The organism is Kitasatospora purpeofusca (genome assembly GCF_000718025.1).
GTDB classification, from domain to species: Bacteria; Actinomycetota; Actinomycetes; order Streptomycetales; family Streptomycetaceae; genus Kitasatospora; species Kitasatospora purpeofusca.
Genome location: NZ_JODS01000001.1, coordinates 515132 through 541330, shown reverse-complemented (window position 1 = coordinate 541330; position 26199 = coordinate 515132). Strand labels below are relative to the sequence as shown.

The following is a 26199-nucleotide window of genomic DNA, read 5'->3' as shown; positions in this document are numbered from 1 at the left end:
CTCAACGCCCGGTCGCCGGCTCCGGCAGCTCGGCGAGCACCTCGGCCAGGTGCTTCTCGACCAGCGGCAGCGCCTCGGCGACGGGAAGGGCCCGCCCGAGCTCGCCGGCCAGCGAGGCGACCCCGGCGTCCCGGATGCCGCACGGCACGATCCGGTCGAACCAGGTCATGTCCGGGTCGCAGTTCAGCGCGAAGCCGTGCATGGTCACCCCGCGCGCGACCCGGACGCCGATCGCGGCCAGCTTGCGGTCGTCGCCGCGCTGACCCGCGTTGGACGGCGCGTACTCCGGACCGGCCAGTCGGGGGTCGATGCCGAGCGGCAGGCCCATCCGCAGGGTGAGCTTGCCGATGTCCACCACCTGCGCGGGGTCCACCACCGCGTCCGGGATGTCCCCGCCCAGCACCCAGACGCCGCTGCGGCCCTCGACCCGGGTGGTCCCGACGCCGAACGCGCCGCAGGCCCGGATCAGCGCCTCTTCCAGCCGCCGCACGTACGCGATCACGTCGATCGGGTCGGGCAGCTTGACGATCGGGTAGCCGACCAGCTGGCCGGGGCCGTGCCAGGTGATCTCGCCGCCCCGGTTCACCTCGACCACCGGGGTGCCGTCCAGCGGCAGGTCCGCCGGATTGGTGCGCTTGCCCATCGTGTACACGGGCTGGTGCTCCAGCAGCAGCACCGTGTCGGGGATCTCGTCGGCGACCCGGAGGGCGTGCAGCCGCTGCTGCTCCTCCCAGGCCTCCTGGTACGGGACGGCACCGTCGCCGATGCCCATCCGGACGAACCGAACGTTCTCGCTCACCGCTGCTGCTCCTTGCCAGGCGTTCGAGACCAACCTCGCCACTGTACGCCCCGGCCCGTACGGACCGTCCAGGCGCCCGCTCAGGCCCCCGACAGCAGCTGGAGCCGCAGGGCCAGCTGGAGTTCCAGCGAGCGCTCGGGACCGTTCCAGTCCTGGCCCAGCAGTACCTCGACCCGGTCGAGGCGCTGGACGACGGTGTTCACATGGACGTGCAGCTCGTCCTTGGCCCGGGTGAGGCTGCCGCCGCAGTCGAAGTACGCGCGCAGGGTGCGGACCAGCTCGGTGCCGCGCCGGGCGTCGTAGTCCAGCAGCGGCCCCAGCGTCGCGCCGACGAAGCCGGAGACGTCGTGGCCGTCGCCGAGCAGCACCCCGAGGAAGCCGAGCGACCCCGCCGAGGCGCCCTCCCCGTCCCGGCCGAGCACCCGCAGCGCCCGGACGCAGCGCAGCCCCTCGGCGTACGCGGCGGCCAGCGCGACCGGTCCGGAGGCGGGGCGGCCGGCGCCCACCGTGACCGGGAAGCCCGCCAGCCGGGCCAGCCGCTCGGCGGCCTGTTCGGCCGCCCGCTGGGCGACGTCCCCGGCCGCGGTTCCGCCCGCCGTGCAACCGCCCGCCGCCCCGACCGGCGCCCCGCTCTCGGAAACAGCCCCGGCCCCGGCCTCGACCGGAGCACCGCCCCCGCCCCCGCCCCCGTCCGGGACCAGCAGCACCACCGCCTCGCCGTGCTCGGCACTGATGCCCCGGGCGCCGAACAGATACCGCCCGGCCGCCCCCGCCAGCCGCGAGCGCACGGCGGCCGGACCCCCGCCGACCCCGCCGCGCCCCGGCTCGGCGACCAGCACCAGGTGCGGCCGCCCGAGGTCGACGCCCAGCCGGCGCCCCCGCGCGGTCAGCCCGGCCGGATCCCGGTCGGGAGCGGTGAGCAGGTCGGCCAGCAGCTCGCCGCGGACCCGGTTCTCCGTCTCGGCGACCGACCGCCGCAGCAGCAGGAGCAGCGCGGTCACCACTCCGGCCCGTTCGAACAGCCTGCGGTCGGCGTCGTCGAGGTCCGGCCGGCCGCGCAGCACCAGCGTGCCGAGCTGCTCCTGCCCGGCCAGCACCGCGCACACCCAGGCCCCGCCGTGGCGCACCGCGCGCCCCTCGGCCCGGGACGCCGCCGCCGTCTCGGCCGGCCCGGCGCCGGGTGCGGCGGCCCGTCCGGCGAGCGGCTCGCCCTCGGTGTCCAGTACGGCTATTCCCCCACCGAGCAGCGCGGCCACGGCCGCGGCGACGTCCGGCACCTCGGCCCCGCGCAGCACCAGGTCGGTGAGCCGGTCGTGGCCCCGCTCGGCGCGCTGGACGGCGGCGGAGTGGGCGCGGATCAGCTCGTTGGCGCTGTTCAGCTCGGCGAGCGCGGACCGGGTGTCGGCGAGCGCCTTGGCGGTGTCCAGCGCGATCGCGGCGTGCGCGGCCAGGGTGCACAGCAGTGCGACCTCGTCGGGGGAGAACGCGCGGGGCGAGCGGTCGGCGGCGAACAGCACCCCGATCACCCGCCCGCCGAGCAGCAGCGGGACGCCGATGATCGCCACCAGGCCCTCGTCGACCACGCCCGCGTCGATCACGTCGGTGTGGTGGAAGCGGTCGTCGGTGCGGTAGTCGGGGGTGGCGTACGGGCGGGCGCTCTGCGCGACCAGGCCGCCGAGGCCGTCGCCGAGGCTGAGCCGCAGGGTCTGGAAGAGGACCGAGACCGAGCCGTCGGTGACCCGCATGTAGGTGTCGCCGGCGGCTTCGTCCGGGAGGGTGAGGTAGGCGGTGTCGGTGCCCAGCAGCATCCGGGCCCGGCGGACGATCGCCTGCAGCACGGAGTCGAGGTCGCGGGAGGCGGCGAGGTCGCCGGCGGTGTCGAAGAGGGCGGTCAACTCGGCCTCGCGGCGCCGGTGCTGGCGCAGGGTCCGGTGGACCCGCAGTGCCTGCCAGGTCGCGTCGTCGATCTCGCCCAGCACGTCGGCCGGCGCGCCCCGGCGGCGCGCGTCGGCCAGCACGTCGGTGAAGTCCTCGGTGGCGGCGCCGGAGGCGAGCAGGTCCAGCAGTCGCCGCAGTGCGGGCGCCGAGCCGGCGTGGAGGTCGTTCATGGTACGGCCGCCAATCGGCAGTGGGTGTTCGTGTCCCGGGGAGGGAAGCGCGATGCTAGCCGCTCGGCCCGGGTGGCCGTAGCCCGCCGGCGCCCGTACGGTGACGGGCGCCGGCGGGCCGGACGGCGTGTCAGGCGGTGGCCGCCTTCCCCACCGTGGCCGCTCCCGGCTCCGCGCCGTCCTCGGCCGGTCGGCCGCCGGTCACCTCCGCCAGGTCGTGCCCGCGCGTCTCCCGTCCGCACAGCACCGCCAGGACGGTGATCGCGGCGGCGATCGCCACGTACACCGAGATCGGGGTCGAGCTGCCGTAGTCCTTCAGCAGCGCGGTGGCGATCAGCGGTGCGGGTGCGCCGGCGGCCACCGAGGCGAACTGCGCGCCGATCGACGCGCCCGAGTAGCGCATCCGGGTGGCGAACAGCTCGGAGAAGAAGGCGGCCTGGGGCGCGTACATGGCGCTGTGGAAGACCAGGCCGACGGTCACCGCGAGCACCAGCGACCCGAAGGAGCCGGTGTCCACCATCCCGAAGAAGACGAACGCCCACACCCCGACGCCGACCGCGCCCACCAGGTACACCGGTTTGCGCCCGACCCGGTCGGAGAGCGCCCCGAACACCGGGATCAGCGCGAACTGCACCGCCGAGGCGATCAGGACGGCGTTCAGGGCGGTCTGCTTGGGGAAGTGCACGTGCGAGACGGCGTACGCGAGCACAAAGGTGGTCATCACGTAGTACGAGATGTTCTCCGCCATCCGCGCGCCCATCGCGACCAGCACCTCGCGCCAGTGGTGCCGCAGGACCCCGACCAGCGGCGGCTGTTCGGCCTTCCCGCGCGCGGCCGCCCGGGCCAGCGCCTCCTTGAACAGCGGCGACTCGTCCACGGCCAGCCGGATCCACAGGCCGACCCCGACCAGGACCGCCGAGAGCAGGAACGGCACCCGCCAGCCCCAGGCCAGGAACGTCGCCTCCGACTGGACGCCCGTCAGCAGCGAGAGCACCCCGGCCGCCAGCAGGTTCCCGGCCGGGGCGCCGCCCTGCGGCCAGGACGCCCAGAACCCGCGCCGCCGGGCGTCGCCGTGCTCCGACACCAGCAGCACCGCGCCGCCCCACTCGCCGCCCAGGGCGAAGCCCTGCACCAGCCGCAGCAGCGTCAGCAGCACCGGCGCCGTCACCCCGACCGAGGAGTAGGTCGGCAGGCACCCGATCAGCGTGGTCGAGCCGCCCATCAGCAGCAGGCTGACCACCAGCAGCCGCTTGCGGCCGACCCGGTCCCCGAAGTGCCCGAAGACCAGCGCCCCGAGCGGGCGCGCCGCGAACCCGATCGCGTAGGTGAGGAAGGACAGCAGCGTGCCGGTCAGCGGGTCGCTGTTGGGGAAGAACACCTTCCCGAACACCAGGGCCGCGGCCGTTCCGTACAGGAAGTAGTCGTACCACTCGATCGTGGTACCGATCAGGCTCGCCGCCACGACTCTGGGCAGTGAGCGGCTCCGTGCTTGATCCGAGACGGCGGTTGTCATGGGGTCACCACTTCCGGGCCGGGGACAGGACAGGACGGGGGAACGGGGCGGGGCGGCGGAACAGGGCGGAACAGGGCGGAACAGGGCGGGACGGGACGGGGGAGCGGGCGCAGCGCGAGGAGCGGGCAGGACGGGGGTGTCGCCACAAGGTAGGGAGCCGCGGTGCCCGGGACTATGTGACCGACCCACATACCCTGGTCGGCTGCCGTGGTTGGAGGAACCATCACGCCCCCGCTCAGTGCGCCGTCCAGGCGCCGTCGAGCGGGAGCGAGGCGCCGGTGAGGCAGGCGGCGTGCGGGAGGCAGAGGTAGAGGGCGAGCCGGGCCACCTCGACCGGCTCGATGAGGCGCTTGACGGCGGTGCGCTCCAGCAGGACGCGCTCGACGACCTCCTCCTCGGGCACGCCGTGGGCCCGGGCCTGGGCGGCGATCTGCTGCTCCACCAGGGGGGTGCGGACATAGCCGGGGTTGACGCAGTTGCTGGTGACGCCGTACGGCGCGCCCTCCAGCGCGACGGTCTTGCTGAGGCCCTCCAGGGCGTGCTTGGCGGTCACGTAGGCCGATTTGAAGGGGCTCGCCCGCAGCCCGTGGACGGAGGAGATGTTGACGACCCGGCCCCACCGCCGCGCGTACATGTGGGGGAGGGTGCGGCGCAGGATGCGGAACGGGGCCTCGACCATCACCCGCTGGATCTGGACGAAGCGTTCGAGCGGGAACTCGTGGACCGGGGCGACGTGCTGGAGGCCGGCGTTGTTGACCACGATGTCGGCATCGGCCGGCAGGGCCTCCACGGCCTCCGGGTCGGCGAGGTCGGTGACGTGCGCGACGCCGCCGATCCGCTCGGCCAGCCGACGGGCGGGGTCGGCGGCGAGGTCGACGACGTACACCCGGGCGCCGGCCTCGGCGAGGACCTCGGCACAGGCCCGGCCGATGCCGGAGGCGGCCCCGGTGACGAGGGCGGTGCGGCCGTCGAGCGGGCGGGCTGAAGTGGTGTCCATGGCCCAGAACGGTAGGAATCCGACGCCCGGGCTCCTATGTGGTGGTCCTCCACAGCACCCCTGAGAACTGTGGGGTTCTCCGCCATGACGGTCGCCGGCCGGCAGAAGCCCCGAAAGCCAAACCCACCCTGAGGGGTCTTCCCCACAATGGGCGCGGATGCTTCACCCGTTCGGAGGATTGCTCGGTCAGAACCACCCATAGCGCCCGAATGCTCGCTACATTCACGCCGATTCCCGACAGGGGGCGTCGCCACAGGCAGCCGAACCGCTGGTGGAGCCGGTGCGGCGTCCGAGAGGTGTTGACTGACTATGCCCCAAAGGCCTGCAACCGACAGCCCGGCGTACGGACCGCTCGACCCGCTCGACCAGCACCGGGGTCCGGTCGGCCGGGCCCTTCCGGACGCCCCCGACGCCCCGACCGCCGACGAACTGCGGCTGCCCGAGCAGGCCACGCCCGACCGGCACGCCCTCGACCGGCCCGGCCCAGGCAGCCGGCACACGCCCGGTCCGGACCGGCACACGCCCGACCGGTCCGCTCCCGCCCGGCCCGTTCCCGAGCGGCACGTCCCGGAACGGCCGCCCACCGAGCGGCACCAGACGGCCGGCACCCAGAACCTCCAACTGGCCGCCCTGATCGAGGAGGCCGGCTTCTCCCACGCCGGCCTGGCCCGCCGGGTCGACCAGCTCGGCCTGGAGCACGGCCTCGACCTGCGCTACGACAAGACCTCGGTCACCCGCTGGCTCCGCGGCCAGCAGCCCCGCGGCGCCACCCCGGCCCTGATCGCCGAGGTGTTCACCCGCCGGCTCGGCCGCCGCCTCACCGCGCAGGACCTCGGCCTGGACGCCTGCGCCCCGGTCTACGCGGGCCTGGAGTTCGCCGAGACGCCGCAGGAAGCGGTGGACATCGTCGCGAGCATGTGGCGCAAGGACAACGGACCGCAGTCCGAGCTGCGCCGGATCGCCTTCACCCCGGCCGGCCTGGTGGTGCCGAGCCGGGACTGGCTGATCGGCCGGACCGACGAGCGGGTCGCCCGCGACGGTTCCACCCTGGCGCGTCCCGACCCGGGGCCGGGCGCGCCGGCCGGGGCGGCAACCGGCCCCGTCGGCCCGGCCGGCCCCGCGCCGCGCGGCCAGGCCGCCCAGGGCGCCCAGGCCGGCCGCACCGCCACCACCTCGACCGGTCCCGCCGGCGGCCAGGCCGCCGCGCCCGCGGGCGGCCCGACCACCGGCCCCGCCGCCGGGGCGGCCGCGTTCGGGGCCCGGGTACCCACCCAGAGCCGCCGTCCGCCGATCGCGGTCGAGCCGCCGTTCCAGGACCCGGCCCGCGATCCGCGCCCGGCCCTGCGCGTCGGCCGGGGCGACATCGCCGCCATCCGCGCCGTCGGCGACCTGTTCCGCGCGCTGGACCACGCCTACGGCGGCGGCCACGCCCGCCAGGCGCTGGTCCGCTACCTGGAGAGCGAGGCCGAGCCGATGCTGCGCGGCCGCTACGGCGAGCAGATCGGCCGGGCCCTGTTCGGCGCGGTCGCCGACCTCACCCGGCTGGCCGGCTGGACGAGCTTCGACATCGCCGCGCACGGTCTGGCCCAGCGCTACTTCGTCCAGGCCCTGCGGCTCTCCCAGGCCGCCGGGGACCGCGCGCTCGGCGGGTACGTCCTGGTGACGATGAGCCAGCAGGCCGTGCACCTCGGCCACGGCCGGGAGGCCGTCCAGCTGGCCCGGGTGGCCCAGCAGGGCGTGGGCACGGCGGTGCCGCCGACCGTGCAGGCGCTGCTGCACGCGGCCGAGGCGCGCGGACACGGCCTGCTCGGCGACGTCCGCTCCTGCACCACGGCGCTGGTCCGGGCCGAACGGGCGCTGGCGGCGGCCCGCACCGGCGACGAGCTGCCGGCCTGGGCGCGGTTCTTCGACGAGGCGCAGCTCTCGGACGAGTTCGCGCACTGCTACCGGGACCTCCAGCAGTGGCGGACGGCCGCCCAGCACGCCGAGAAGTCGCTGCGGCTGCGCTCGCCCGCCTATGCCCGGAGCCGGATCTTCTGCCGGCTGGTGCTGGCCACCGCCCGGCTCGGCATGGGGGACCTCGACGAGGCCTGCGGCATGGCGACCGACGCCCTGCGGGCGGCGGGGGAGATGCGCTCGGCCCGGTCGCTGGAGTACGTGCGCGACTTCCACCGCCGTCTCACGCCCTACCGGGGCAGCCCGGTGGCCAGGGCGTTCGAGGAGACGGCCCGTCAGGCGGGGGTGATCTGAACCGGGGGCTCCGTCCGGACCGGCGGAGTCACCAGCTCTCGGCGTTCACCCGCGGCCGGTCGCCCTCCACGGCGGCCGGCGGCCGGACGTCCCCGCGCAGCCGCTGCGCGGCCAGCGGGAACAGCAGCACGGAGAGCATGCCCGCGCCGACCAGGGCCGCCGAGGTGGAGGACGGCAGATGGCCGGCGTCCACCTCGATCGTGGTGATCACCACGACCAGCGGCAGCGCCGTCGAGCCGTAGAGGCCGAGCGCTCCCCGGTCGCGCCGCCCCAGACCGGCGGGGGCGAGCAGCGCCGCGGGCAGTCCGCGCACGGCCAGCAGCAGGACCACGAAGAGCGGGACGAGCAGCAGCGTGCCCGGATCGTCGATCAGCGCCTCCAGATCGAACTTCATCCCGCTGACCACGAAGAACACCGGGACGAGGAAGCCGAAGCCGATGCCCTCCAGCTTGGCCTCGATCACCTCCTCGGCCGGCCCGGGGATGTCGGAGAGCAGCAGCCGGGAGACGATGCCGGCGGTGAACGCGCCGAGCAGCATGTCGAGTTCCAGCCAGAGGGCGGCGGCCACCATGGTCGCGAGCACCAGGATCACGGTCCGGACGGCGAACTGGCCGGAGGTGCGCAGGGTGCGGCGGATCAGCCGGGTCATCCAGGCCGGCCGCGGCCGCCGGGCGCCGCCGATCGCGACGGCGGTGATCACCGCGTAGGCGCCCAGGATGACGGCGGTGCGGCCCGCGCTGTTGCCGCTGAGCAGGACGGCGACGGCGATGATCGGCCCGAACTCGCCGACCGCGCCGGTGGCCATGACCAGCGAGCCGAACGGGGTGGGCAGTTCGCCGGCGTCGCGCAGGATCGGCAGGATGGTGCCGAGTGCGGTGGTGGTCAGCACGAGCCCGGTGAAGGCGCCGTCCAGGGGTTTCGGGTTGATCACCGCGCCCACGACCAGCGCGACCGCCACGCTGATCAGCCACGCGGTGCCCGCCCGGCGGAGCGGTCCGCCGCGCAGTTTGGCGAAGTCGATCTCGTAGCCGGCCAGGAACATCAGCATCGCCAGGCCGAACTGGGAGAGCGCGTCGATCAGGTCGTCCACGTGCGCCCAGTTCAGGGCGTCGGGGCCGATCAGCACGCCGAGCAGGATCTCGAACACGACGGTGGGGACGGCGACCCAGCGCAGCAGCCGGTCGGCGATCAGCGGGGCGGCCACCGCGGCGGCCGGGACCAGGATCAGCGTGAGCGGCTGGACATCGAAGTCGGCGCTCACCGGGCGTTCACCGGGCGGCCCGGCGGGGGAGCGGAGGTCGTCCGATCAGCGGTCATATCGGCATATTGGCACGCGAACCAGCACCACTCGGGCAGCCGGGCCGCGCGCCGCACGCCGGGCGCTGCCCGCCGCACATCACGCGCCGCACATCACGCGCCGCACAGCACAGGACGCACGCCGGGCGCCGCGCTCCGTGCGCCCGCACGCCGAGCGGCGCCGGGGGTGGCCCGCACAGGACACCTCCGGCGCCGTCCGCCGTCAGGCCGCCTCCGCCTCCCGTACGGCGATCGGCAGCCCGAGATCGCGCGCCACGGCCTCGGCCGCGCGCCGCCCCGACACCAGCGCCCCCTGCACGCTGCTGGTGTCCCGGTGGTCGCCGCAGACGTAGAGCCCGGCGAGCAGCCGGACCGGCCGCCGGGTGTTGTGCGGCGGCGGCATGGCCGGCACCGCGTCCGGCAGGTGCCGCACGCTCAGGAACTGCCAGCCGCCGGTCGGCGTGCCGTACAGCTCCGCCAGCCGGGCCCGGACGGCCGGCTCCAGCGCCGCCGGTCCGCCGGCGTCGAAGGTGCGGCGGCCGAGCACGGTGGTCGCGATCAGCGCCTGTCCGGTCGGGGCGTACGAGGGGTGCAGTTCGCTGAGCACCAGCGAGTGCGACACCAGGGACGGCTGCCCGCCCGGCCGGTCGCCGTCCAGCAGCAGGGCGGCCTCCCCCAGGGGGGTGCGGTCGGCCGCGTGGTAGAAGGTCGTGACGGGGTGGAAGTCCGGCAGCCGCAGACCGGGCAGCAGGTCGGCGGCCGAGCGGGGGTCGGTCGCGACGACCACGGCCTGCGCGCCGATCCGCCCGTGGGTGGCGGTCTCCACGCCGTCGGCCGTGATCGAGGTGACCCGCACTCCGGTGCGGACCGTACCGGCGGGCAGGGCGGCGGCCAGCTGGGCCGGCACGGCCGCGATCCCGCCGGCGGGCAGACAGAGCCGGCCGCGCGCGTAACAGCGGAGCACCAGGTCGGCGACTCGGCTGCTGGTACCGAGCGCGGGGTCGCTGAGCAGTGCGCCGAGCAGGGGCCGCAGCAGTCCGTCGACGGTGCGCGGGGCGAGGCCCCGGTCGCCGAGGGCCCGGGCGGCGGTGGTCTCCGGCCGGGCCTTCAGTCGTGCGGGCGGGGTGTTGGCGAGGCGGTTGAGCCAGCTGCCGAGCCGCGCCCTGTCCAGCGGACTGCCCAGTGGCACCCGGGCGGCGGCCTGCCGGGCGGTGGTCAGCTGCGGGTCCCCGACCCGGTACCGGCGCCCGCCGTTGTGCACGAGTACGCCCGGCGTGAGCGGGCGCGGATCGAGGCGGTCGAGGTCGAGCACGCGGCGCGGCTCGGGGAAGGCGGTGTTCAGCAGATGGCTGCCGTGGTCGAGCCGGAAGCCGTCGAGTTCGTGGGAGGCCGCTCGACCTCCGATCCGTTCCGCGGCCTCCAGGACCTGAACGGCGAGGCCGTGGGCGGTGAGTACGCGGGCGGCGGCGAGGCCCGCGAGGCCGGCTCCCACCACGACGACGTCCGGGTCGGACTGTCGGCGGGTGCGGCGGGTGAAGTCGTACGTGGGCACTGGTGGCTCCCTCCCTGGTCCCGGGATTTCGGGCCGGTGCAGGCAGCAGGGTGCTGGGACACGGTCCGACCGGTGTGATGCCCAGTCAGTACGAGCGTCAGACAAGCACACGGGTCCCGAACCCGGTGGGGAAGGGGAGTGGCCGCATCCGGTGGCCGCGCGGTCACGGACTGTGCTCCTCCTCGCCCGTGTTCCCGTCCGACGGGCGCGCACGGTCACCAGGGGCGCGCAGCGCGCCCGCCGTGTGCTCCCGTGCGCCCCCTCTCGGAGCCCTGCGCCGCAGTCGCCCGGACTCCGCTGCGCATATGCCCCTGGCCAGGGCGGACGTCGTAGCGCGTCTACGCGACGGGGCCGGACGCGACCGCGCGCGTCCGGCCCCGGCCGCCCTGGGGCCGTGCCTCGGGGAGTCGCCCCGGAGCCACCCCCAACGGCGCGGCCCGAACCTCAGAGAGCCGCCAGCACCGCCGAGTCGACGTCCGGGTGCGCGAAGCGGAAGCCCGCGTCCAGCAGCCGGCGCGGCACGACCCGGTGGCTGCCGACCACCTCCACCGCCAGCTCGCCCAGCACCGTGTCCAGGACGGCCTTCGGCACCGGGAACGGCGTCGGCCGGCGCAGCACCCGCCCGAGCGCCGCCGTCAGCTCGGCGTTGGTCACCGGTTCGGGGGCGGTCAGGTTCACCGCCCCCTCGATGTCCTCCCGGTCGATCAGGAAGCGCAGGGCCGCGACCTCGTCGGTGAGCGAGATGAAGCTCCAGTACTGCCGGCCGTCGCCGAGCCGGCCGCCGAGGCCCAGCCGGAACAGCGGGAAGAGCCGTCCGCCCGCGCCCCCGGCGGCGGAGAGGACGAGCCCGGTGCGCGGGTGGACCACCCGGATCCCGGCCCGCTCGGCCGGCCGGGCCGAGGCCTCCCACTCCACGCAGACCTCCGCCAGGAAGTCGTCCCCGGCGGGTGAGGACTCGTCGATCACCCGGTCCCCGGTCTGCCCGTAGTAGCCGACGGCGGAGGCGCTCACGAGGACCTTCGGCGGTTCGGCCAGTCCGGCCAGGGCGGTCGCCAGGGTCTCGGTGCCCAGGACCCGGCTCTCCCGGATCTCCCGCTTGTAGGAGTCGCTCCACCGGCGGTCGCCGACGCCGGCGCCCGCCAGGTGCACGACCGCCTCGACCCCGGCCAGCCCGGCCCGGTCGATCTGGCCCAGCAGCGGGTTCCAGCCGATGGCGGTGGTGCCGTCCGGCCGGGGCCCGGTCCGCGAGCGGTGCCGGACCAGCCGCACCACCTCGTGCCCGTCCGCCAGCAGCGAGCCGACGAGTGCCGCGCCGATCAGTCCCGTGGATCCTGTGACCGCGATTCTCATGGGCCCATCCTCGCAGCCGGCCGGGGGCCTTCCCGGGAGCGGCGGTCCGGCCGGGTCGCGGGAATTGCCGGGTACGCCGGGGCCGGGTCGCGGGAATTGCCGTGTACGCCGGGGCCGGGTCGCGGGAATTGCCGTGTACGTCCGGGCCGGGGGTGATTAGCATGCGGCGCATGCACGAGAACGATCAGCTGATCATCCGCCCCGCCCGGGCCGAGGACGAGAAGGAACTCGCCGCCCTCAACCGCTCCAGCTGGACCGCGCTGGCCGAGGTCGCCCCCAGGCCCGACGAGGACGCGGGGGTGTTCGACGAACGCCACAGCCCGGACCAGTTCCGGCTCGCCCTGCTCGACGGCCGGGTGGTCGGCTACATCCGGGTCGTCCCGCCCACCCCGCTGGCCAGCAACCAGCACGTGCGCCAGATCCAGGGCCTCGCGGTCGACACCGCCGTGCGCGGCCGGGGCATCGGCGTCGCGCTGGTCGGGGCGGCCTGCCGGACCGCCAAGGAGCAGGGCGCCCGCCGGATCACCCTGCGGGTGCTCGGCCACAACGCCCCGGCCCGCGCCCTCTACGAGCGCTGCGGCTTCGTGGTCGAGGGTTCGCTCAAGGAGGAGTTCCTGATCGACGGCGTCTACGTCGACGACATCTGGATGGCCCGGTCCCTCGACGACGGGCCGACCGGTCGGGCGGCCGACTGAGCGACCGGCCGGCCGGCCGAGCCACCCGCCCGACCGTTCCCGCACGACCCTTCCCGTCGCGCTGACGCAGCGTCAGATCCGGTGCGCGGGTGGTGCAGAGTCGTGACAGACCCGCCCTGTCTGGAGCGTCACCCGGACGGGTAGGTTACGGCCGTGAGCAACTCGACGCCTCCCGGGTGGTACCCGGTACCGGGTGCGGACGGCACGGCCGGTCATGAGCGCTGGTGGGACGGCACGGCCTGGACCAGTGACGTCCGCCCCGTCCAGGCGGGCGGCGGCCCGATTGCCGACGCCCCGACACAGGTCGCCTGGCAGAACCCCTCGGGGGGTTCCGCACCCGCGCCGCCGGCCTACGGCTACGGCGCCCCGCAGCAGGGGCAGCCCGGGTACGGCTACCCGGCGCAGAACCCGCCGGCGTACGGCTACCCGCCGGCCGCCTATCCGCCGCCGGAGCGGCCGAACCGGATCAGGACCGGGACGGCCATCGGCATCGTGGTCGGCGTGCTGGCCGTGGTCGGCGTGGTGGCCGCGGTGGCGCTCAACAGCGGTGGCGACAGCCCCATCGCCAAGCCGACCCAGCCGGTGACCACCGTCACCGTCACCGACACACCGAGCCCGAGCGCCACCACCCCCAGCCCGACCAGGTCCTCCCCGCCGCCGCCGACCACGCCGCCGAAGCCGAGCCCGGTGCTCAAGGACACCGTGGCGGACCCGCAGCACGCCATCACCGTGCCGGTGTTCGAGGGCTGGGAGGCGAACACCAGCGGCTCCCACTCCACCGTCTTCCTCGGCAGCGGCCAGTACACCTGCCCCGGCGGCGGCAACTGCATCCGGGGCCAGTTCTCGGTGGAGAAGGACACCATCGCCGGCACCACCGCCCGGGCGGCGGCCGAGGCGGCCATGCCGGCCTACGCGGCGGCGATCTTCAGCAACATCACCGGGCACACCGACGCGGGCTCCTCCAGCACCACGGTCGCGGGCATCTCCGGGTACGCGGTGCGCTGGCACATCACCACCTCGGACGGCAGCAAGGGCTACATCCTGATGGTGGCCGTCCCCGCCAAGGGCGGCGGCTTCGTGGCCTTCGAGGGCGGGGTGGACGACGCCGCGGGCGCGCCCGACCCGTCCGTGCTGGACCAGATCCTCAAGGGCATCAAGCAGGACACCAGCGAGGCGGCGGGCTCCAACGCCTGAGCCGCCGCCCGGGCGGGCCCGGCGGCCGCGAGCCCCGGCCCGCCCGGCCCGTCCGCCCGGTCCGTCCCTCCACCAGGTCCACCAGGTCCACCAGGTGCGCCGGGTCCGCCCGGACCGTCCCGCCGGAGTCAGTCCCCGTACCGCTCCCAGAGCTTGGGGAACCGTTTTGCCATGACCTCGGGGTCGTCGAAGTCGAACGCGGCTCCGAACGGCTGCGCGGGCTGGCGTCCGCCCACCTCGGGCAGCGGCAGCGCGGTCAGCTGCTCGTACGCCTCGTCGGCCGCGTAGCCGAGGTCCTCGGCCTCGCCGTCCTCCTCCTCGTCGAAGCCGGGCAGCAGGTCGGCCAGGTCGTCCGGCTCGTGCAGCCCGCCCTCGAAGACCTCCCGGCCCTGACCGATCAGCCAGCACCGGAAGAAGTCGAAGGAGTCCTCGGAGGCCCCGCCCAGCAGCAGGTAGGCCGCACCCCACAGGTCGTGGCGGTAGGCACGCTGGAACCGGGCCTCGAAGAGCCGGGCGAAGTCGATGACGTCGTCCGGGGTCAGCTCCACGAGCCGTTCCACCAGACGGTCCGCCTGCTCGTCCGGGTCGCCCTCGGCGTCCTCCCGGGTGTCGTCGATGATCTGCCAGAAGTCGGTCTCGTCCATCACCGCTCCAGCATCCCTGTTCGGCCGCACGCGCGCATGCGAAGAGCGGGTGAATCGCCCGGAACGGCACGAAAAACCCGGAACGGCGCCAGGACGCCCCCACCGTCCGCCGCCGGCCCGCCCCGGACGCGCGGAACCCCGCGCCGTCCGGGGACGACGCGGGGTTCCGGTGCTGCCGGAGGGGGACCCTCGGGCGGAGCCTTACAGGCCGAGCTCGACCTCGAACTCGCCGGCCTCCAGGATCTCCTTGACCGCCACCAGGTAGCGGGCGGCGTCGGCGCCGTCCACCAGGCGGTGGTCGTAGGAGAGCGACAGGTAGGTCATGTCACGGATGCCGATGGCGGTGCCGCCGTCGGCCTCGATGACGACCGGGCGCTTGACCGTCGCGCCGATGCCCAGGATGGCGGCCTGGTTCGGCGGCACGATGACGGTGTCGAACAGCGCGCCGCGCGAGCCGGTGTTGCTGATGGTGAAGGTGGCGCCGGACAGCTCGTCCGGGGTGATCTTGCTGTCGCGCACCTTGCCGGCCAGCTCGGCGGTCTTCTTCGAGATACCGGCGATGTTGAGGTCGCCCGCACCCTTGATGACCGGGGTCATCAGACCCTTCTCCGAGTCCACCGCGATACCGATGTTCTCGGTGTCGAAGTAGGTGATGGTGCCCTCGGCGTCGTTGATCCGGGCGTTGACGACCGCGTGGGCCTTCAGCGCCTGGGCGGCGGCCTTGACGAAGAACGGCATCGGGGACAGCTTCACGCCCTCGCGGGCGAGGAAGGAGTCCTTGGCCTTGGCGCGCAGCGACATGATCCGGGTGACGTCCACCTCGACCACGCTGGTGAGCTGCGCCTGCTCGTGCAGGGCCTTCATCATGTTGTCGCCGATGACCTTGCGCATGCGGGTCATCTTGACCGTCTGGCCGCGCAGGGCCGACGGGGCGGCGGCGGCCTTCGGCGCGGCGGCGGCCGCGACCGGGGCAGCGGCGACCGGGGCCGGCGCGGCCTTGGCGGCCTCGGCGGCGGCCAGGACGTCCTGCTTGCGGATGCGGCCGCCGACACCGGTGCCGGTGACAGCGGTCAGCGCGACGCCGTGCTCGGCGGCGAGCTTGCGCACCAGCGGGGTGACGTAGGCGTCACCGGCGTCGGCCACCGGGGCGGCCGGAGCCGGAGCGGCAGCCGGGGCGACCGGGGCCGGGGCGGCAACGGGGGCCGGAGCGGCCGGGGCGACCGGAGCCGGAGCGGCCACCGGGGCCGGGGCGGCAACGGGAGCCGGAGCAGCGACCGGGGCAGCGGCCGGAGCCGGAGCCGGAGCGGCAGCCGGGGCCGGGGCGGCGGCGACGGCGCCCGCGGCACCGATCAGCGCGAGCTGGGCGCCGACCTCGGCGGTGTCGTCCTCGGCGACCAGGATCTTCACCAGGGTGCCGGCGACCGGCGACGGGATCTCGGTGTCGACCTTGTCGGTGGAGACCTCGAGCAGCGGCTCGTCGATCTCGACGGTGTCACCCTCGGCCTTCAGCCAGCGGGTGACGGTGCCCTCGGTGACCGACTCGCCCAGGGCCGGCAGCAGCACCGGGGTGGCGTCGGCGGCCGGGGCGGCCGGAGCGGCGGCGACCGGAGCCGGGGCGGCAACGGGGGCCGGGGCGGCCGGGGCGACCGGAGCCGGAGCGGCGGCCGGGGCCTCCGCGACCGGGGCCGGAGCCGGAGCCGGAGCAGCGGCGGCCGGAGCCGCGGCGGCGACCGGAGCGCCCGAGCCGTCGTCGATGATCGCCAGCTCGGCGCCGACCTCGACGGTCTCGTCCTCGCCGACCTTGATCGAGGCCAGAATGCCGGAGGCCGGGGCCGGGATCTCGGTGTCGACCTTGTCGGTCGACACCTCGAGCAGCGGCTCGTCGACCTCCACACGCTCACCCTCGGCCTTCAGCCAACGGGTGACAGTGCCCTCGGAAACGCTCTCGCCCAGCGCGGGCAGTGTTACTGAGACCGCCATGGTTTCAGCGACTCCTATTCAAGTCTTGCGAACTGGAAGATGGGGGGTGTGGGGGCGCGATCAGTCGTGCGCGTGCAGCGGCTTGCCGGCCAGCGCCAGGTGCGCCTCGCCCAGGGCCTCGGACTGGGTCGGGTGCGCGTGGATGAGCTGCGCGACCTCGGCCGGGAGAGCCTCCCAGTTGTAGATCAGCTGGGCCTCTCCGACCTGCTCGCCCATGCGGGCGCCGACCATGTGGACGCCGACCACGGCGCCGTCCTTGACCTGGACGAGCTTGATCTCGCCGGCGGTCTTCAGGATCTTGCTCTTGCCGTTGCCGGCCAGGTTGTACTTGACGGTGACGACCTTCTCCTTGCCGTACAGCTCGACGGCCTTGGCCTCGGAGATGCCGACGGAGGCCACCTCGGGGTTGGAGTAGGTCACGCGCGGGACGCCGTCGTAGTCGATCGGCACCGGCTTGAGGCCGGCCAGGCGCTCCGCGACGAGGATGCCCTCGGCGAAGCCGACGTGGGCCAGCTGCAGGGTCGGGGCCAGGTCGCCGACGGCCGAGATGGTCGGCACGTTGGTGCGCATGTACTCGTCGACGAGGACGTAGCCGCGGTCCATCGCGACGCCGTTCTCCTCGTAGCCGAGGCCGGCCGAGACCGGGCCGCGGCCGATGGCGACGAGCAGCAGGTCGGCGTCGATCTGCTTGCCGTTCTCGGTGGAGACGCGCACACCGGTCTCGGTGTACTCGACGCCGGAGAAGCGGGCCTTGAGCTCGAACTTGATGCCACGCTTGCGGAAGGCGCGCTCCAGCAGCTTGGAGGAGTTCTCGTCCTCCAGCGGGACCAGGTGCGGCAGGGCCTCGACGATGGTGACGTCGACGCCGAACGACTTCCAGACGGAGGCGAACTCGACACCGATCACGCCGCCGCCGAGGATGACGGCCGACTGCGGGATGCGGTCGAGCTTGAGGGCGTGGTCCGAGGAGATGACGCGGTTGCCGTCGATCTCCAGACCCGGGATCGAGCGCGGCACGGAACCGGTGGCCAGGAGGATGTGGCGGCCCTCGATGCGCTGGCCGTTGACGTCCACCGAGGTCTGCGAGGAGAGCTTGCCCTCGCCCTGGATGAAGGTCACCTTGCGGGACGCCACCAGGCCCTGGAGGCCCTTGTACAGGCCGGCGACGACGTCGTCCTTGTACTTGTGGACGCCGTTGATGTCGATGCCCTGGAAGGTGGCCAGCACGCCGAACTCGGCGGCCTCCTTCGTCTCGTCGGCGATCTCGGCCGCGTGCAGCAGCGCCTTGGTCGGGATGCAGCCGCGGTGCAGGCAGGTGCCGCCGAGCTCACCCTTCTCGACCAGGGCGACGCTCAGGCCCAGCTGGGCGCCGCGGAGCGCCGCGGCGTAACCGCCGCTTCCGCCTCCGAGAATGACTACGTCGAAAACGGTGCTGGCGTCGTTCGCCACGTCACGTCCTCCATGCAATGGGATGTGGATCGCCGGGCCGGTCGCGGTCCGGTGGGTCGGAAGCCCTTGTGGGGCGCCCAGTCGTGCCGGAAATACATCTTCGCACTTGTTCGCGGCGGCTGATGTCCGGGTCCACCCCAGGGGTGTCCCTGAGGGTGGTCGCAGGGGTGGGATTACCCCGGACGGAGGGGCATCGTCGCAGCTCAAGGCGGGGTTGACAGGGGGCTGGAGAGGGTTTCCGGGTGCCCTCGCAGCCGGTGGTTCCGCACTGTGGAACAAAGTTTCGCCCGCAGCGAACACGGGTGCGGAGCGCGCCCGCGCCCCCTACTCGCAGGTAACCCGCGGCGGAAGCCGGACGGGGCCCGGCGCGTGCGCGCCGGACCCCGTCCTCGGTCGTACCCGTCCGTCAGCCCTTGCCGCCCGCGGCCTTCTGCTCGGCGAAGCGGACCAGGGTGCGGACCGCGGAGGCGGTGCCGCCCCGCGGGGTGTAGCCGAACGGCGCGGCCTCGTGGAACGCCGGGCCGGCGATGTCCAGGTGCGCCCAGTCGATGCCCTCGGCCACGAACTCCTTCAGGAACAGGCCGGCCACCAGGCCGCCGCCCATCCGCTCGCCCATGTTGGCCAGGTCGGCGATGGTCGACTCGGTCATGCCCTTGCGCAGCTCGGCCGGCAGCGGCATCGGCCAGGACTGCTCGCCCACCTCGCCGGCCACCGCGTGCAGGTCCGCGCGCAGCTCGTCGTTGTTGGCCATCACACCGAAGGTGCGGTTGCCCAGCGCCAGGATCATCGCGCCGGTCAGGGTCGCCACGTCGACGATGACGTCCGGGTTCTCCTCGCCGGCCCGCACGATGGCGTCGGCCAGCACCAGGCGGCCCTCGGCGTCGGTGTTCAGGACCTCGACGGTCTTGCCGCCGTACATCCGCAGCACGTCGCCCGGGCGGGTGGCCGTGCCGGACGGCATGTTCTCGGCCAGCGCCAGCCACGCGGTGACGTTGACCTGGAGGCCGAGGCGCTTGGCGGCGACGACGGCGGCGAACACCGCGGCGGCACCGGCCATGTCGCACTTCATGGTCTCGTTGTGGCCGGCCGGCTTCAGCGAGATGCCGCCCGAGTCGTAGGTGATGCCCTTGCCGACGAACGCCAGGGTGGCCTTCGCCTTCGGGTGGGTGTACGCCACCTTCACCAGCCGCGGCGGGTTGGCCGAGCCGTTGCCGACGCCCAGCAGGCCGCCGAAGCCGCCCTTGAGCAGGGCCTTCTCGTCCAGCACCTCGACCTTCAGGCCGTGCTCCTTGCCGGCGGCCTGGGCGATCGCGGCGAAGGACTTCGGGTTCAGGTCGTTCGGCGCGGCGTTGATCAGGTCGCGGGCGCGGTTCATCTCCTCGCCGACGGCGACGGCGCGCTCGACCGCGGCCTTGGCGTCCTTGCTGCCCTTGCGGGTCGAGAGCACCAGCAGCTCGCCGACCGGCTCCTTGCCGCCGTTGCCGTTGCTCTTGTAGGTGCCGTACGCGTAGGTGCCGAGCAGGGCGCCCAGCGCGACCGCCTCGACCTCCTCGGCGGACTCGGCCGGCAGGGCCAGCGCGACCTTCTTGCTGCCGGCCAGGGTGCGGGCGGCGACACCGGCCGCGCGGCGCAGCGCCTCCGGCGCGTACCCGCCCTCGACGGCGTCGCCGAGGCCGACCGCGAGCACGAGCGCGGCCTTCAGACCGGCCGGGGCGGGCACCTTGACGGCGTCGCCCTCGGCGCCGGTCGCGCCCAGGGTGGCGAGAACCTCGGCCAGCTTGCCCTCGAACGCCTCGGCCACGGCCTCGCCGCCCGGGGCCAGCACGATGCCCTTGGAGCCCTTCGCCACGCCGATCACCAGGGCGTCCGCGCGCAGCGAGGCGGCGGCGGAGGTGCTCACAGACAATGCAGTCACGTAATGCGTCCTGTTCTTTCGCGGTCCACGACCGGTCGCGGCGCGAGTGCCGCACCGGCGCAGCCCGGAACCGCCGGCCAGGCCGGCCGGCGGTGTCGGACCCGGGACCCCTGGTGCGTGCGACCGCCGTCGCGGCGGTCGCGCACACCAGAGGCCCCGGCGCCGCGACGGGCGCCGGACGGGCAGGACCTGCGACGGTGCAGGGCTGCGGTGCTCCCCGCATGGTAGTCCGCATGGTGGGATCACGCGCCGCCCGGTCTACCCCCTTTCGGCACCGGGGCTTTGGCGCCCTCAGCGGGGCAGCAGCGCCAGTGCCAGCAGCGCACCCGTGGCGGCGGTCTCCACCGTCGCGCCGAGCACGTCCCCGGTGATCCCGCCGAACCGCCGCACGCACCGCCGGAGCAGCGGCCCGGCGGCGGCGGTGCCGAGCACAACGGCCAGTGGCAGCAGGAGGGCTGACCATCCGTCGGGAATCCCGAGGAGTCCGAGCAGGGCCGCCGCGGCCCCGGTCGAGGCGAGCGCCGCACCCGGCGTCACGGTGCTCGCCACCATCGCGCCGAGCCCGCCCGGCCGGGCCGCCGGCACCGTGCGCAGACAGCCCCAGGCGAGCGCGCAGCGCCCGGCCACCGCCGCGGCGAGCACCGCGAGCGCGCCCCGCAGCGGGGAACCGTCGAACTGCCCGGCCAGCGCGGCCACCTGCGCGAGCAGGACGAGCACGAGGGTGAGCACGCCGAACGGGCCGATGTCCGACTGCTTCATGATCCGCAGCGCGTCCTCGGCGGGCTTGCCGCTGCCCAGGCCGTCCGCGACGTCCGCCAGGCCGTCCAGATGGAGGCCCCGGGTGGTCACCGCGAGCACGGCGACCGCCGCGACCGCCCCGAGCAGCCCGCCCGCGCGCCAGGCGACCAGCGCCCCCGCCGCCCCGGCGAGCGCCCCGAGCACCACCCCGACCAGCGGCGCGGCCACCATCGCCCGCCCCCCGGACGCCCGGTCCCACCGGTCGACCCGCACCGGCAGCACCGACAGGGTCCCGAACGCGAACCGCAGCCCGTCCCGCAGCCCGTCCCGCACCGTCAACCACCCACTCCCGTCCGGCACCCGGCCGGGTGCCGGAAGCGCGCGTGCCAAGAGCAGGGCCCGGGACCCGTCGACCAGCGACGGATCCCGGGCCCCGGCCCTTCCTTACAGCTTGCCCAGCAGCTCCGCCGCCGTCGGCAGCCTCGCCGGCTCCTTCGGCGCCGCCGGCACGTACGCCGTCGGCGGCTCGTCGGCCAGCGTGTCCGCCGCGGCCTGGAGCAGCGGCAGCGCCATCAGCGCGCCGACGCCCTCGCCCATGGTGATCCCCTGCTCCTGCAGCGGCGTCAGGGTCAGCCGGTCGTACGCCTTCGCCTGGGCCGGCTCGCCGCTGGTCTGCCCGGCCCGCCACCACTCCGGCGCCCGGAACGCGATCCGCTGCGCGACCAGCGCGCAGGCCGCCGAGACGACCCCGTCCAGCACCACCGGCAGCTTCCGCACCGCGGCCTGCAGCAGGAAGCCGGTGATCGCCGCGAAGTCCGCGCCGCCGGTGGCCCCGAGCAGCGCCAGCTGGTCGCCCAGCACCGGCCGGGCCCGCCGCAGCGAGTCGCGCACGGTCGCGCACTTGACCATCCACACCCGGTCGTCGATGCCCGAGCCGCGTCCGGTGACCGCCGCCGCGTCCGTCCCGCAGAGCGCGCCGACCAGGACCGCCGCCACCGTGGTCGAGCCGACCCCGAGGTCGCCCAGCACCACCAGGTCGGTCCCGGCGTCGGCCTCCTCGTCGGCGACGGCCATCCCGGCCCGGAACGCCCTGGCGGTCTCCTCGGGGCTCAGCGCGTCCTCGACGTCGATCCGCCCGGAGCCGCGCCGCACCCGGTGCGCCGTCACCTCGTCGGGGAAGTCCGCGGTGTCGGCGTCGACCGCGACGTCCACCACCCGCACCTCGGCGCCGAAGCGCCGGGCGAGCAGTGCGACCGGCGCGGTGCCGTCGAGCACGGCCCGCACCCGCGCGGCCGTGCCGCCCGCGGCGGGCAGCCGGGAGACCCCGACCCGGGCCACCCCGTGGTCGGCGGCGAACAGCACCACCTTGGGCGCCGACAGCGGCCGCACGGGGGAGCGCCCCTGCACGGAGGACAGCCAGGCGCCCAGCTCCTCCAGCTTGCCGAGGCCGCCCAGCGGCCGGTCCAGCTCCTGCCACCGCTCCTCGGCGGCGCGCCGGGCGCTCTCGTCGGGGCGCTCGACGAGCGAGGAGAACGTATCGAGATCCACGGTCGTGTCCATCGTCCGGAAGGCTACACGCCGCACTTCCTCAGTGGACGGGCGGCTTGACGCTGAGAACCTGCCCCGCCACCACCAGCAGCACACGCTCGGAGGCGTCGGCCACCATCATGTTGAGCCGGCCCAGGGTGTCGCGGAACCGTCGGCCGGCGGCGGTCGCCGGGACGACGCCCATGCCGACCTCGTTGCTGACCGCCACCACCGGCCGCCGGGTCCCCGCCCAGGCGGCCGCCAGTGCTTCGCAGCGCCGCTGCACCTCGGCCTCGCCGCCGTCCGCCCAGACCGCGTCGTCCCAGGCGCCGCACTCGTCCATCACCGAGGTGAGCCACAGCGCCAGGCAGTCGATCAGCACCGGCGCCGGGTCGGCGGTGTCGGCCAGGACGGCCTCCAGCCCGCAGGTCTCGGCGGTGCGCCAGCTCGCCGGGCGCCGGTCGCGGTGCAGGGCGACCCGCTGCGCCCACTCCGCGTCGCCGTCCCGGGTACCGCCGGTGGCCACGTACAGAACGTCGTCGTACCGGGCCAGCAGCTGTTCGGCCCGGGTCGACTTGCCGGACCGCGCGCCGCCGAGGAGCAGGGTGCGGGGGAGCGGTGCGTCAGGTGTCATGCGCCCATCCTCGCCCACGGCGCATACCGAAGATCCGGCCGGGCAACCTGAGGGCAGGTGCTCTCCGCCGGGTCGCGCATGGCGTGATCCGGAAGGGAGCACCTAGGGTGCGCAGCACAGCACATCGCTGGTCGTCGGCGGGAGGAGCCGGGCATGGTCTGGACGTGGCGGTACGAGAAGGCGGACGGCACCGTGGTGGCCCCTGGCAGCGGGCAGGCGGAGGAGTTCGCCGGCCAGGGGGACGCGGAGACCTGGATCGGGGAGAACTGGAAGCAGTTGGCCGAGGACGGCGTGGACCGCGCGGTCCTGCTGGACGACGACCGCGAGATCTACACGATGAGCCTGCACGAGGGCTGATCCGGCCCGGACGGGGGGCCGCGCGCCGGTGCGCGGGCGGCCTCCCCGGGCTGCCCGTCGGGGCTACTTCATCCCGACGACGTGCAGCAGCGCGGCGACCTGCCGGTACGGGTCGGTGCGGCCGGCCCGCTCCTCGGCCTCCAGCAGCTGGGCGAGCTGTCGGCCGTCCACGGGCGGCGCGTCGTCGGGGGTGCTCTCGGTGAGGACCCGGACGCCGTACCAGTGCCGCAGCGGCACGGACACCTCGGAGAGGGTGACGGCGAGGTCGCCGATCCGGTCGGCGCGGGCCGCCAGACCGAGCCGGTTGTAGTACCGGTCGCTCTCGAAGGCCTCCAGGGCGGCGCGCCAGTCGCCGGCGGCGGCGGGCCGCAGGGCGAGCGCGTCGCGGTTGCGGACCACCAGCGAGAGCAGCCCGCCCGGGGCGAGCAGCCGGGCCAGCGAGGCGATCATCGGATCGGGGTCCGGCAGGTACATCAGCACGCCGTGGCAGAGCACGACGTCGAAGCTGCGCGCCCCGAACCAGCGCCCGCACTGGTGCCCGTCGCCGATCAGCAGTTGGATCCGCTCGCGTACCGCGTCGGGTTCCTCGGCCAGCGTCTCCTGGGCGGCGCCGAGCGCGGCCGCGTCGGAGTCGATGCCGGTGACGTAGTGGCCGGCCCGGGCCAGCCGCAGGGCCTGGGTGCCCTGGCCGCAGCCGATGTCGAGGACGCGCTGGGCGGTGCGTCCGGTGAGCTGCTCGGCGAGCTGCCGGGCGACCATCTCCTGCCGGACGAGGTTGCGCAGGGTGCCGGAGCGCCCCGGCGCGGGGCCGGTGCCGCCGGCGAAGGAGCCGCTGCGCGAGGGCAGCCGCCGCTCGTGGCCGTGCCGCTCGTACCCGTCACGCTCCTGGGCGAGCCGGTCGTGGCCGCCGCCCCCCTGGCCGGGGAGCGCGTAGAGGCCGGGCCCGTCCCACAGGGGAGGGGCCCAGCCGGAGTCCACCGGTTCGGCGGTCAGGGCTTCTCCCCGCGCCGCACCTGCGGCTTGGGCAGTCGCAGCCGGCGCATCTGCAGGATGCGCATCAGGCCGTACGCGACCGCGCCGCGGGTGTTCTGCCCGGCGAAGCGCTCGGCGAGCTGCTTGCGCAGGCCGAAGCCGAGCCGCACGAAGTCCAGGATCACCAGGACGAAGAAGAGCAGGAACAGCACGGTGGAGAGCAGCTGCAGGGCCGGCACCTTGACGATGCTGAGCACCAGGATCAGCACGGCGGCGGGCAGGAAGAACTCGGCCAGCGACCAGCGGGCGTCCACGTAGTCGCGGGTGAACTTCCGCACCGGGCCCTTGTCACGGGCCGGCAGGTGGCGCTCGTCGCCGTCCATCAGCGCCTGGCGCTGCTTCTCGCGCTCGGAGCGCATCCGCTCGCGGGCCTGGCGGGAGGCCTCCTTGCGGTCCTTGGGCACGGTGACCCTGGTCCGGCGGTTGGTCTCGGCCTCGCTGCGCTTGGGCGTGGGCCGCCCCTTCTTCGCCTGCGGGTCGCGGGTCTGCGTCTTGCCGTCCTGCTTCTCCAGCACGGTGGCGGAGGCGGCGGCTTCATCTGAACGGCGTCGGAACACACCACCAGCCTACGGGGTGCGGCGACGCTTCTCCGGGTCGCCCGGGAACCGAACGCGTATCGATCGCGTCCCGGACCGGCCGCGACGGGCCCCAGGGGGGACCCGGGTCGGGGTCCCGTACCCGTTCAGGGGGGAGTCCCGTAGGGGATCACTCCGCTGACCGGCGGGTGGAATGAGGGCGGGATCCACCCCGCGGATGAGGCTTCCCGGGACCGACCTGTAGCAGGCTTGTTGCAGGCAGGTGCACTGCGGCGACGGGCTCGCTGCACATACACTCGTCGTGTCTGGTAAGAGACTGATACCGCAGGCCGGAGAAGGGGGCACCCGAGGCCCATGAGCGACGGAATCATGAAGCGTATGGGGCTGATCTTCCGCTCCAAGGCGAACAAGGCCTTGGACCGGGCGGAGGATCCGCGTGAGACGCTCGATTATTCGTACCAGAAGCAGCTCGAGCTGCTGCAGAAGGTGCGTCGTGGCGTCGCGGACGTGGCCACCTCGCGCAAGCGTCTGGAGCTCCAGCTGACCCAGCTGCAGCAGCAGTCGGCGAAGTACGAGGACCAGGGCCGCAAGGCGCTCTCGCTCGGCCGGGAGGACCTCGCCCGCGAGGCCCTCACCCGCAAGGCGAACATGCAGTCCCAGATCAACGACCTGGAGGTGCAGTACCAGCAGCTCCAGGCCGAGGAGGAGAAGCTCACGCTCGCCTCCCAGCGGCTGCAGGCCAAGGTCGACGCCTTCCGCACCAAGAAGGAGACCATCAAGGCCACCTACACCGCGGCCCAGGCGCAGACCCGGATCGCCGAGTCCTTCTCCGGTATCTCGGAGGAGATGGGCGACGTCGGTCTGGCGATCCAGCGGGCCGAGGACAAGACCGCGCAGATGCAGGCCCGGGCCGGTGCGATCGACGAGCTGCTGGCCTCCGGCGCGCTCGACGACGCCAGCGGTCTCGGCCGCAAGGACGACATCGAGGCCGAGCTGGAGCGGGTGGCCGGCGGTTCCGACGTCGAGCTGGAGCTGGCCCGGATGAAGGCCGAGCTGACCGGGGGATCCCCGGCCGCCCCGCAGGCGATCGAGCAGGGCCGCCCGCAGGATGCCGCGCCGCAGCAGCAGGACGGCCCGCGGATCAACTACAACAAGTAGTCGGAGCGGCAACCGACCTGAGCTCCGCCCCGGAGCACCTCCGGGACCATCCCCAGGAACAGGGAGACGCACGGCATGATCATGCGGGTCATGGGTGAGGGGCAGTTCCAGGTGGGCGAGACCCATCTGAACCGGCTCAACGAGCTCGACGAGGAGCTTCTCACCGCACTGGAGTCGGGGGACGAGGAACGGTTCCGCCGGGCGCTCGTGGAGCTGCTCGGCGCCGTGCGGGAGTTCGGCACCCCGCTGGCGGACGATTCGCTGGAGCCGTCCGACCTGATCCTGCCGGACGCCGAGGCCACCATCGAGGACGTCCGCGAGATGCTGCGGGCGGAGGGTGACGGCCTCATTCCGGGCATTCCCGAGTAGCCGCCGTCTCGCGCCAGACACGAGGGCGGGCCCCCTCCGCACGGAGGGGGCCCGCCCTTTGTCGCTGTCCGGACCGCGCCCGGACCGGCTGTGGACCGGCTGCGGT

General features: G+C 74.5%; 21 protein-coding genes and 1 pseudogene. 6 read left to right on the top strand and 16 right to left on the bottom strand.

Annotation, left to right across the window (positions count from 1 at the left end):
* Window position 1: 1 nt before the first annotated feature.
* The 4 genes from lipB to IF01_RS0102480 all read right to left on the bottom strand — a co-directional run bounded on the left by lipB (window position 2) and on the right by IF01_RS0102480 (window position 5417).
* Window positions 2–772: a lipoyl(octanoyl) transferase LipB gene (lipB, locus tag IF01_RS0102495; RefSeq protein ID WP_030391546.1), complete on the bottom strand. Its 771-nt coding sequence runs from the start codon at window positions 770–772 to the stop codon at window positions 2–4.
* A 107-nt stretch (window positions 773–879) separates the two neighbouring features.
* Complete coding sequence (locus IF01_RS0102490) at window positions 880–2907, bottom strand: helix-turn-helix domain-containing protein (protein WP_030391545.1); 2028 nt, start codon at window positions 2905–2907, stop codon at window positions 880–882.
* 130 nt (window positions 2908–3037) lie between these two features.
* Window positions 3038–4420, bottom strand: coding sequence for an MFS transporter (locus tag IF01_RS0102485; protein ID WP_030391544.1), 1383 nt, complete (start codon window positions 4418–4420; stop codon window positions 3038–3040).
* Window positions 4421–4655: 235 nt separating this feature from the next.
* A complete protein-coding gene (locus IF01_RS0102480) occupies window positions 4656–5417 on the bottom strand; it encodes a 3-hydroxybutyrate dehydrogenase (protein WP_030391543.1) in 762 nt (253 codons plus the stop codon).
* A 309-nt stretch (window positions 5418–5726) separates the two neighbouring features.
* On the opposite strand from IF01_RS0102480, the gene IF01_RS0102475 reads away from it, so the two are divergent.
* Window positions 5727–7667: an NsdA family TPR-like regulatory protein gene (locus IF01_RS0102475; RefSeq protein WP_244215401.1), complete on the top strand. Its 1941-nt coding sequence runs from the start codon at window positions 5727–5729 to the stop codon at window positions 7665–7667.
* A 28-nt stretch (window positions 7668–7695) separates the two neighbouring features.
* Here the strand turns inward: IF01_RS0102475 and IF01_RS0102470 are convergent, their stop codons facing one another.
* The 3 genes from IF01_RS0102470 to IF01_RS0102460 all read right to left on the bottom strand — a co-directional run bounded on the left by IF01_RS0102470 (window position 7696) and on the right by IF01_RS0102460 (window position 11865).
* Entirely contained in the window at window positions 7696–8928 is a 1233-nt protein-coding gene (locus IF01_RS0102470) for a cation:proton antiporter (RefSeq protein ID WP_051742027.1), read from the bottom strand.
* 258 nt (window positions 8929–9186) lie between these two features.
* Window positions 9187–10515: an NAD(P)/FAD-dependent oxidoreductase gene (locus tag IF01_RS0102465; RefSeq protein WP_030391540.1), complete on the bottom strand. Its 1329-nt coding sequence runs from the start codon at window positions 10513–10515 to the stop codon at window positions 9187–9189.
* Window positions 10516–10959: 444 nt separating this feature from the next.
* A complete protein-coding gene (locus IF01_RS0102460; protein WP_030391539.1) occupies window positions 10960–11865 on the bottom strand; it encodes a TIGR01777 family oxidoreductase in 906 nt (301 codons plus the stop codon).
* Window positions 11866–12035: 170 nt separating this feature from the next.
* Here IF01_RS0102460 and IF01_RS0102455 point away from each other — a divergent pair, with 170 nt between their 5' ends.
* Window positions 12036–12560, top strand: a complete 525-nt coding sequence (locus IF01_RS0102455) for a GNAT family N-acetyltransferase (protein WP_030391538.1) — start codon at window positions 12036–12038, stop codon at window positions 12558–12560.
* Window positions 12561–12713: 153 nt separating this feature from the next.
* On the top strand, window positions 12714–13754 hold the full coding sequence (locus IF01_RS0102450) for a DUF2510 domain-containing protein (protein WP_030391537.1): 1041 nt from the start codon (window positions 12714–12716) through the stop codon (window positions 13752–13754).
* Between the two features lie 128 nt (window positions 13755–13882).
* Here the strand turns inward: IF01_RS0102450 and IF01_RS0102445 are convergent, their stop codons facing one another.
* The 7 genes and pseudogenes from IF01_RS0102445 to cobU form a co-directional block, all read right to left on the bottom strand.
* Window positions 13883–14398, bottom strand: coding sequence for a DUF4240 domain-containing protein (locus tag IF01_RS0102445; RefSeq protein ID WP_030391536.1), 516 nt, complete (start codon window positions 14396–14398; stop codon window positions 13883–13885).
* Window positions 14399–14599: 201 nt separating this feature from the next.
* The gene (sucB, locus tag IF01_RS0102440) at window positions 14600–16378 is read right to left on the bottom strand and encodes a 2-oxoglutarate dehydrogenase, E2 component, dihydrolipoamide succinyltransferase (protein ID WP_030391535.1); all 1779 of its coding nucleotides are present in this window, start codon (window positions 16376–16378) and stop codon (window positions 14600–14602) included.
* A 60-nt stretch (window positions 16379–16438) separates the two neighbouring features.
* Entirely contained in the window at window positions 16439–17845 is a 1407-nt protein-coding gene (gene lpdA / locus IF01_RS0102435; RefSeq protein WP_094745444.1) for a dihydrolipoyl dehydrogenase, read from the bottom strand.
* Between the two features lie 388 nt (window positions 17846–18233).
* Window positions 18234–19742 (bottom strand): leucyl aminopeptidase, encoded by a 1509-nt coding sequence (locus IF01_RS0102430; protein WP_030391533.1) that lies wholly within the window; start codon window positions 19740–19742, stop codon window positions 18234–18236.
* A gap of 291 nt (window positions 19743–20033) precedes the next feature.
* Window positions 20034–20819 carry an adenosylcobinamide-GDP ribazoletransferase gene (locus IF01_RS0102425; protein WP_030391532.1) on the bottom strand — a complete coding sequence of 262 codons (786 nt, stop codon included), beginning with the start codon at window positions 20817–20819 and terminating at the stop codon, window positions 20034–20036.
* Window positions 20820–20924: 105 nt separating this feature from the next.
* Window positions 20925–22040, bottom strand: coding sequence for a nicotinate-nucleotide--dimethylbenzimidazole phosphoribosyltransferase (locus IF01_RS0102415; protein WP_037778633.1), 1116 nt, complete (start codon window positions 22038–22040; stop codon window positions 20925–20927).
* 28 nt (window positions 22041–22068) lie between these two features.
* Window positions 22069–22725, bottom strand: a pseudogene (cobU, locus tag IF01_RS0102410) (bifunctional adenosylcobinamide kinase/adenosylcobinamide-phosphate guanylyltransferase); the annotation flags it as partial.
* 69 nt (window positions 22726–22794) lie between these two features.
* Here cobU and IF01_RS0102405 point away from each other — a divergent pair.
* Window positions 22795–22998: a hypothetical protein gene (locus IF01_RS0102405; protein ID WP_030391529.1), complete on the top strand. Its 204-nt coding sequence runs from the start codon at window positions 22795–22797 to the stop codon at window positions 22996–22998.
* Between the two features lie 63 nt (window positions 22999–23061).
* Here the strand turns inward: IF01_RS0102405 and IF01_RS0102400 are convergent, their stop codons facing one another.
* Both IF01_RS0102400 and IF01_RS0102395 read right to left on the bottom strand, forming a co-directional pair.
* Window positions 23062–23976, bottom strand: a complete 915-nt coding sequence (locus IF01_RS0102400) for a class I SAM-dependent methyltransferase (RefSeq protein ID WP_341845474.1) — start codon at window positions 23974–23976, stop codon at window positions 23062–23064.
* Window positions 23977–23987: 11 nt separating this feature from the next.
* Window positions 23988–24545: a DUF3043 domain-containing protein gene (locus tag IF01_RS0102395; protein ID WP_045938270.1), complete on the bottom strand. Its 558-nt coding sequence runs from the start codon at window positions 24543–24545 to the stop codon at window positions 23988–23990.
* 375 nt (window positions 24546–24920) lie between these two features.
* Between IF01_RS0102395 and IF01_RS0102390 the strand changes: the two genes are divergently transcribed.
* Together IF01_RS0102390 and pspAA are read left to right on the top strand one after the other, a co-directional pair.
* A complete protein-coding gene (locus IF01_RS0102390; protein WP_078879583.1) occupies window positions 24921–25724 on the top strand; it encodes a PspA/IM30 family protein in 804 nt (267 codons plus the stop codon).
* Between the two features lie 75 nt (window positions 25725–25799).
* Window positions 25800–26093 (top strand): PspA-associated protein PspAA, encoded by a 294-nt coding sequence (gene pspAA, locus IF01_RS0102385; RefSeq protein WP_030391525.1) that lies wholly within the window; start codon window positions 25800–25802, stop codon window positions 26091–26093.
* The last annotated feature ends 106 nt before the right edge of the window (window positions 26094–26199 follow it).

Coding starts and splice junctions, on each gene's coding strand:
- IF01_RS0102390 (WP_078879583.1), top strand. CDS start 24,921: ATGAGCGACGGAATCATGAAGCGTATGGGGCTGATCTTCCGCTCCAAG.
- IF01_RS0102455 (WP_030391538.1), top strand. CDS start 12,036: ATGCACGAGAACGATCAGCTGATCATCCGCCCCGCCCGGGCCGAGGAC.
- IF01_RS0102485 (WP_030391544.1), bottom strand. CDS start 4,420: ATGACAACCGCCGTCTCGGATCAAGCACGGAGCCGCTCACTGCCCAGA.
- pspAA (WP_030391525.1), top strand. CDS start 25,800: ATGATCATGCGGGTCATGGGTGAGGGGCAGTTCCAGGTGGGCGAGACC.
- IF01_RS0102415 (WP_037778633.1), bottom strand. CDS start 22,040: ATGGACACGACCGTGGATCTCGATACGTTCTCCTCGCTCGTCGAGCGC.
- IF01_RS0102445 (WP_030391536.1), bottom strand. CDS start 14,398: ATGGACGAGACCGACTTCTGGCAGATCATCGACGACACCCGGGAGGAC.
- sucB (WP_030391535.1), bottom strand. CDS start 16,378: ATGGCGGTCTCAGTAACACTGCCCGCGCTGGGCGAGAGCGTTTCCGAG.
- IF01_RS0102460 (WP_030391539.1), bottom strand. CDS start 11,865: ATGAGAATCGCGGTCACAGGATCCACGGGACTGATCGGCGCGGCACTC.
- IF01_RS0102405 (WP_030391529.1), top strand. CDS start 22,795: ATGGTCTGGACGTGGCGGTACGAGAAGGCGGACGGCACCGTGGTGGCC.
- IF01_RS0102480 (WP_030391543.1), bottom strand. CDS start 5,417: ATGGACACCACTTCAGCCCGCCCGCTCGACGGCCGCACCGCCCTCGTC.
- lipB (WP_030391546.1), bottom strand. CDS start 772: ATGGGCATCGGCGACGGTGCCGTCCCGTACCAGGAGGCCTGGGAGGAG.
- IF01_RS0102490 (WP_030391545.1), bottom strand. CDS start 2,907: ATGAACGACCTCCACGCCGGCTCGGCGCCCGCACTGCGGCGACTGCTG.
- IF01_RS0102475 (WP_244215401.1), top strand. CDS start 5,727: ATGCCCCAAAGGCCTGCAACCGACAGCCCGGCGTACGGACCGCTCGAC.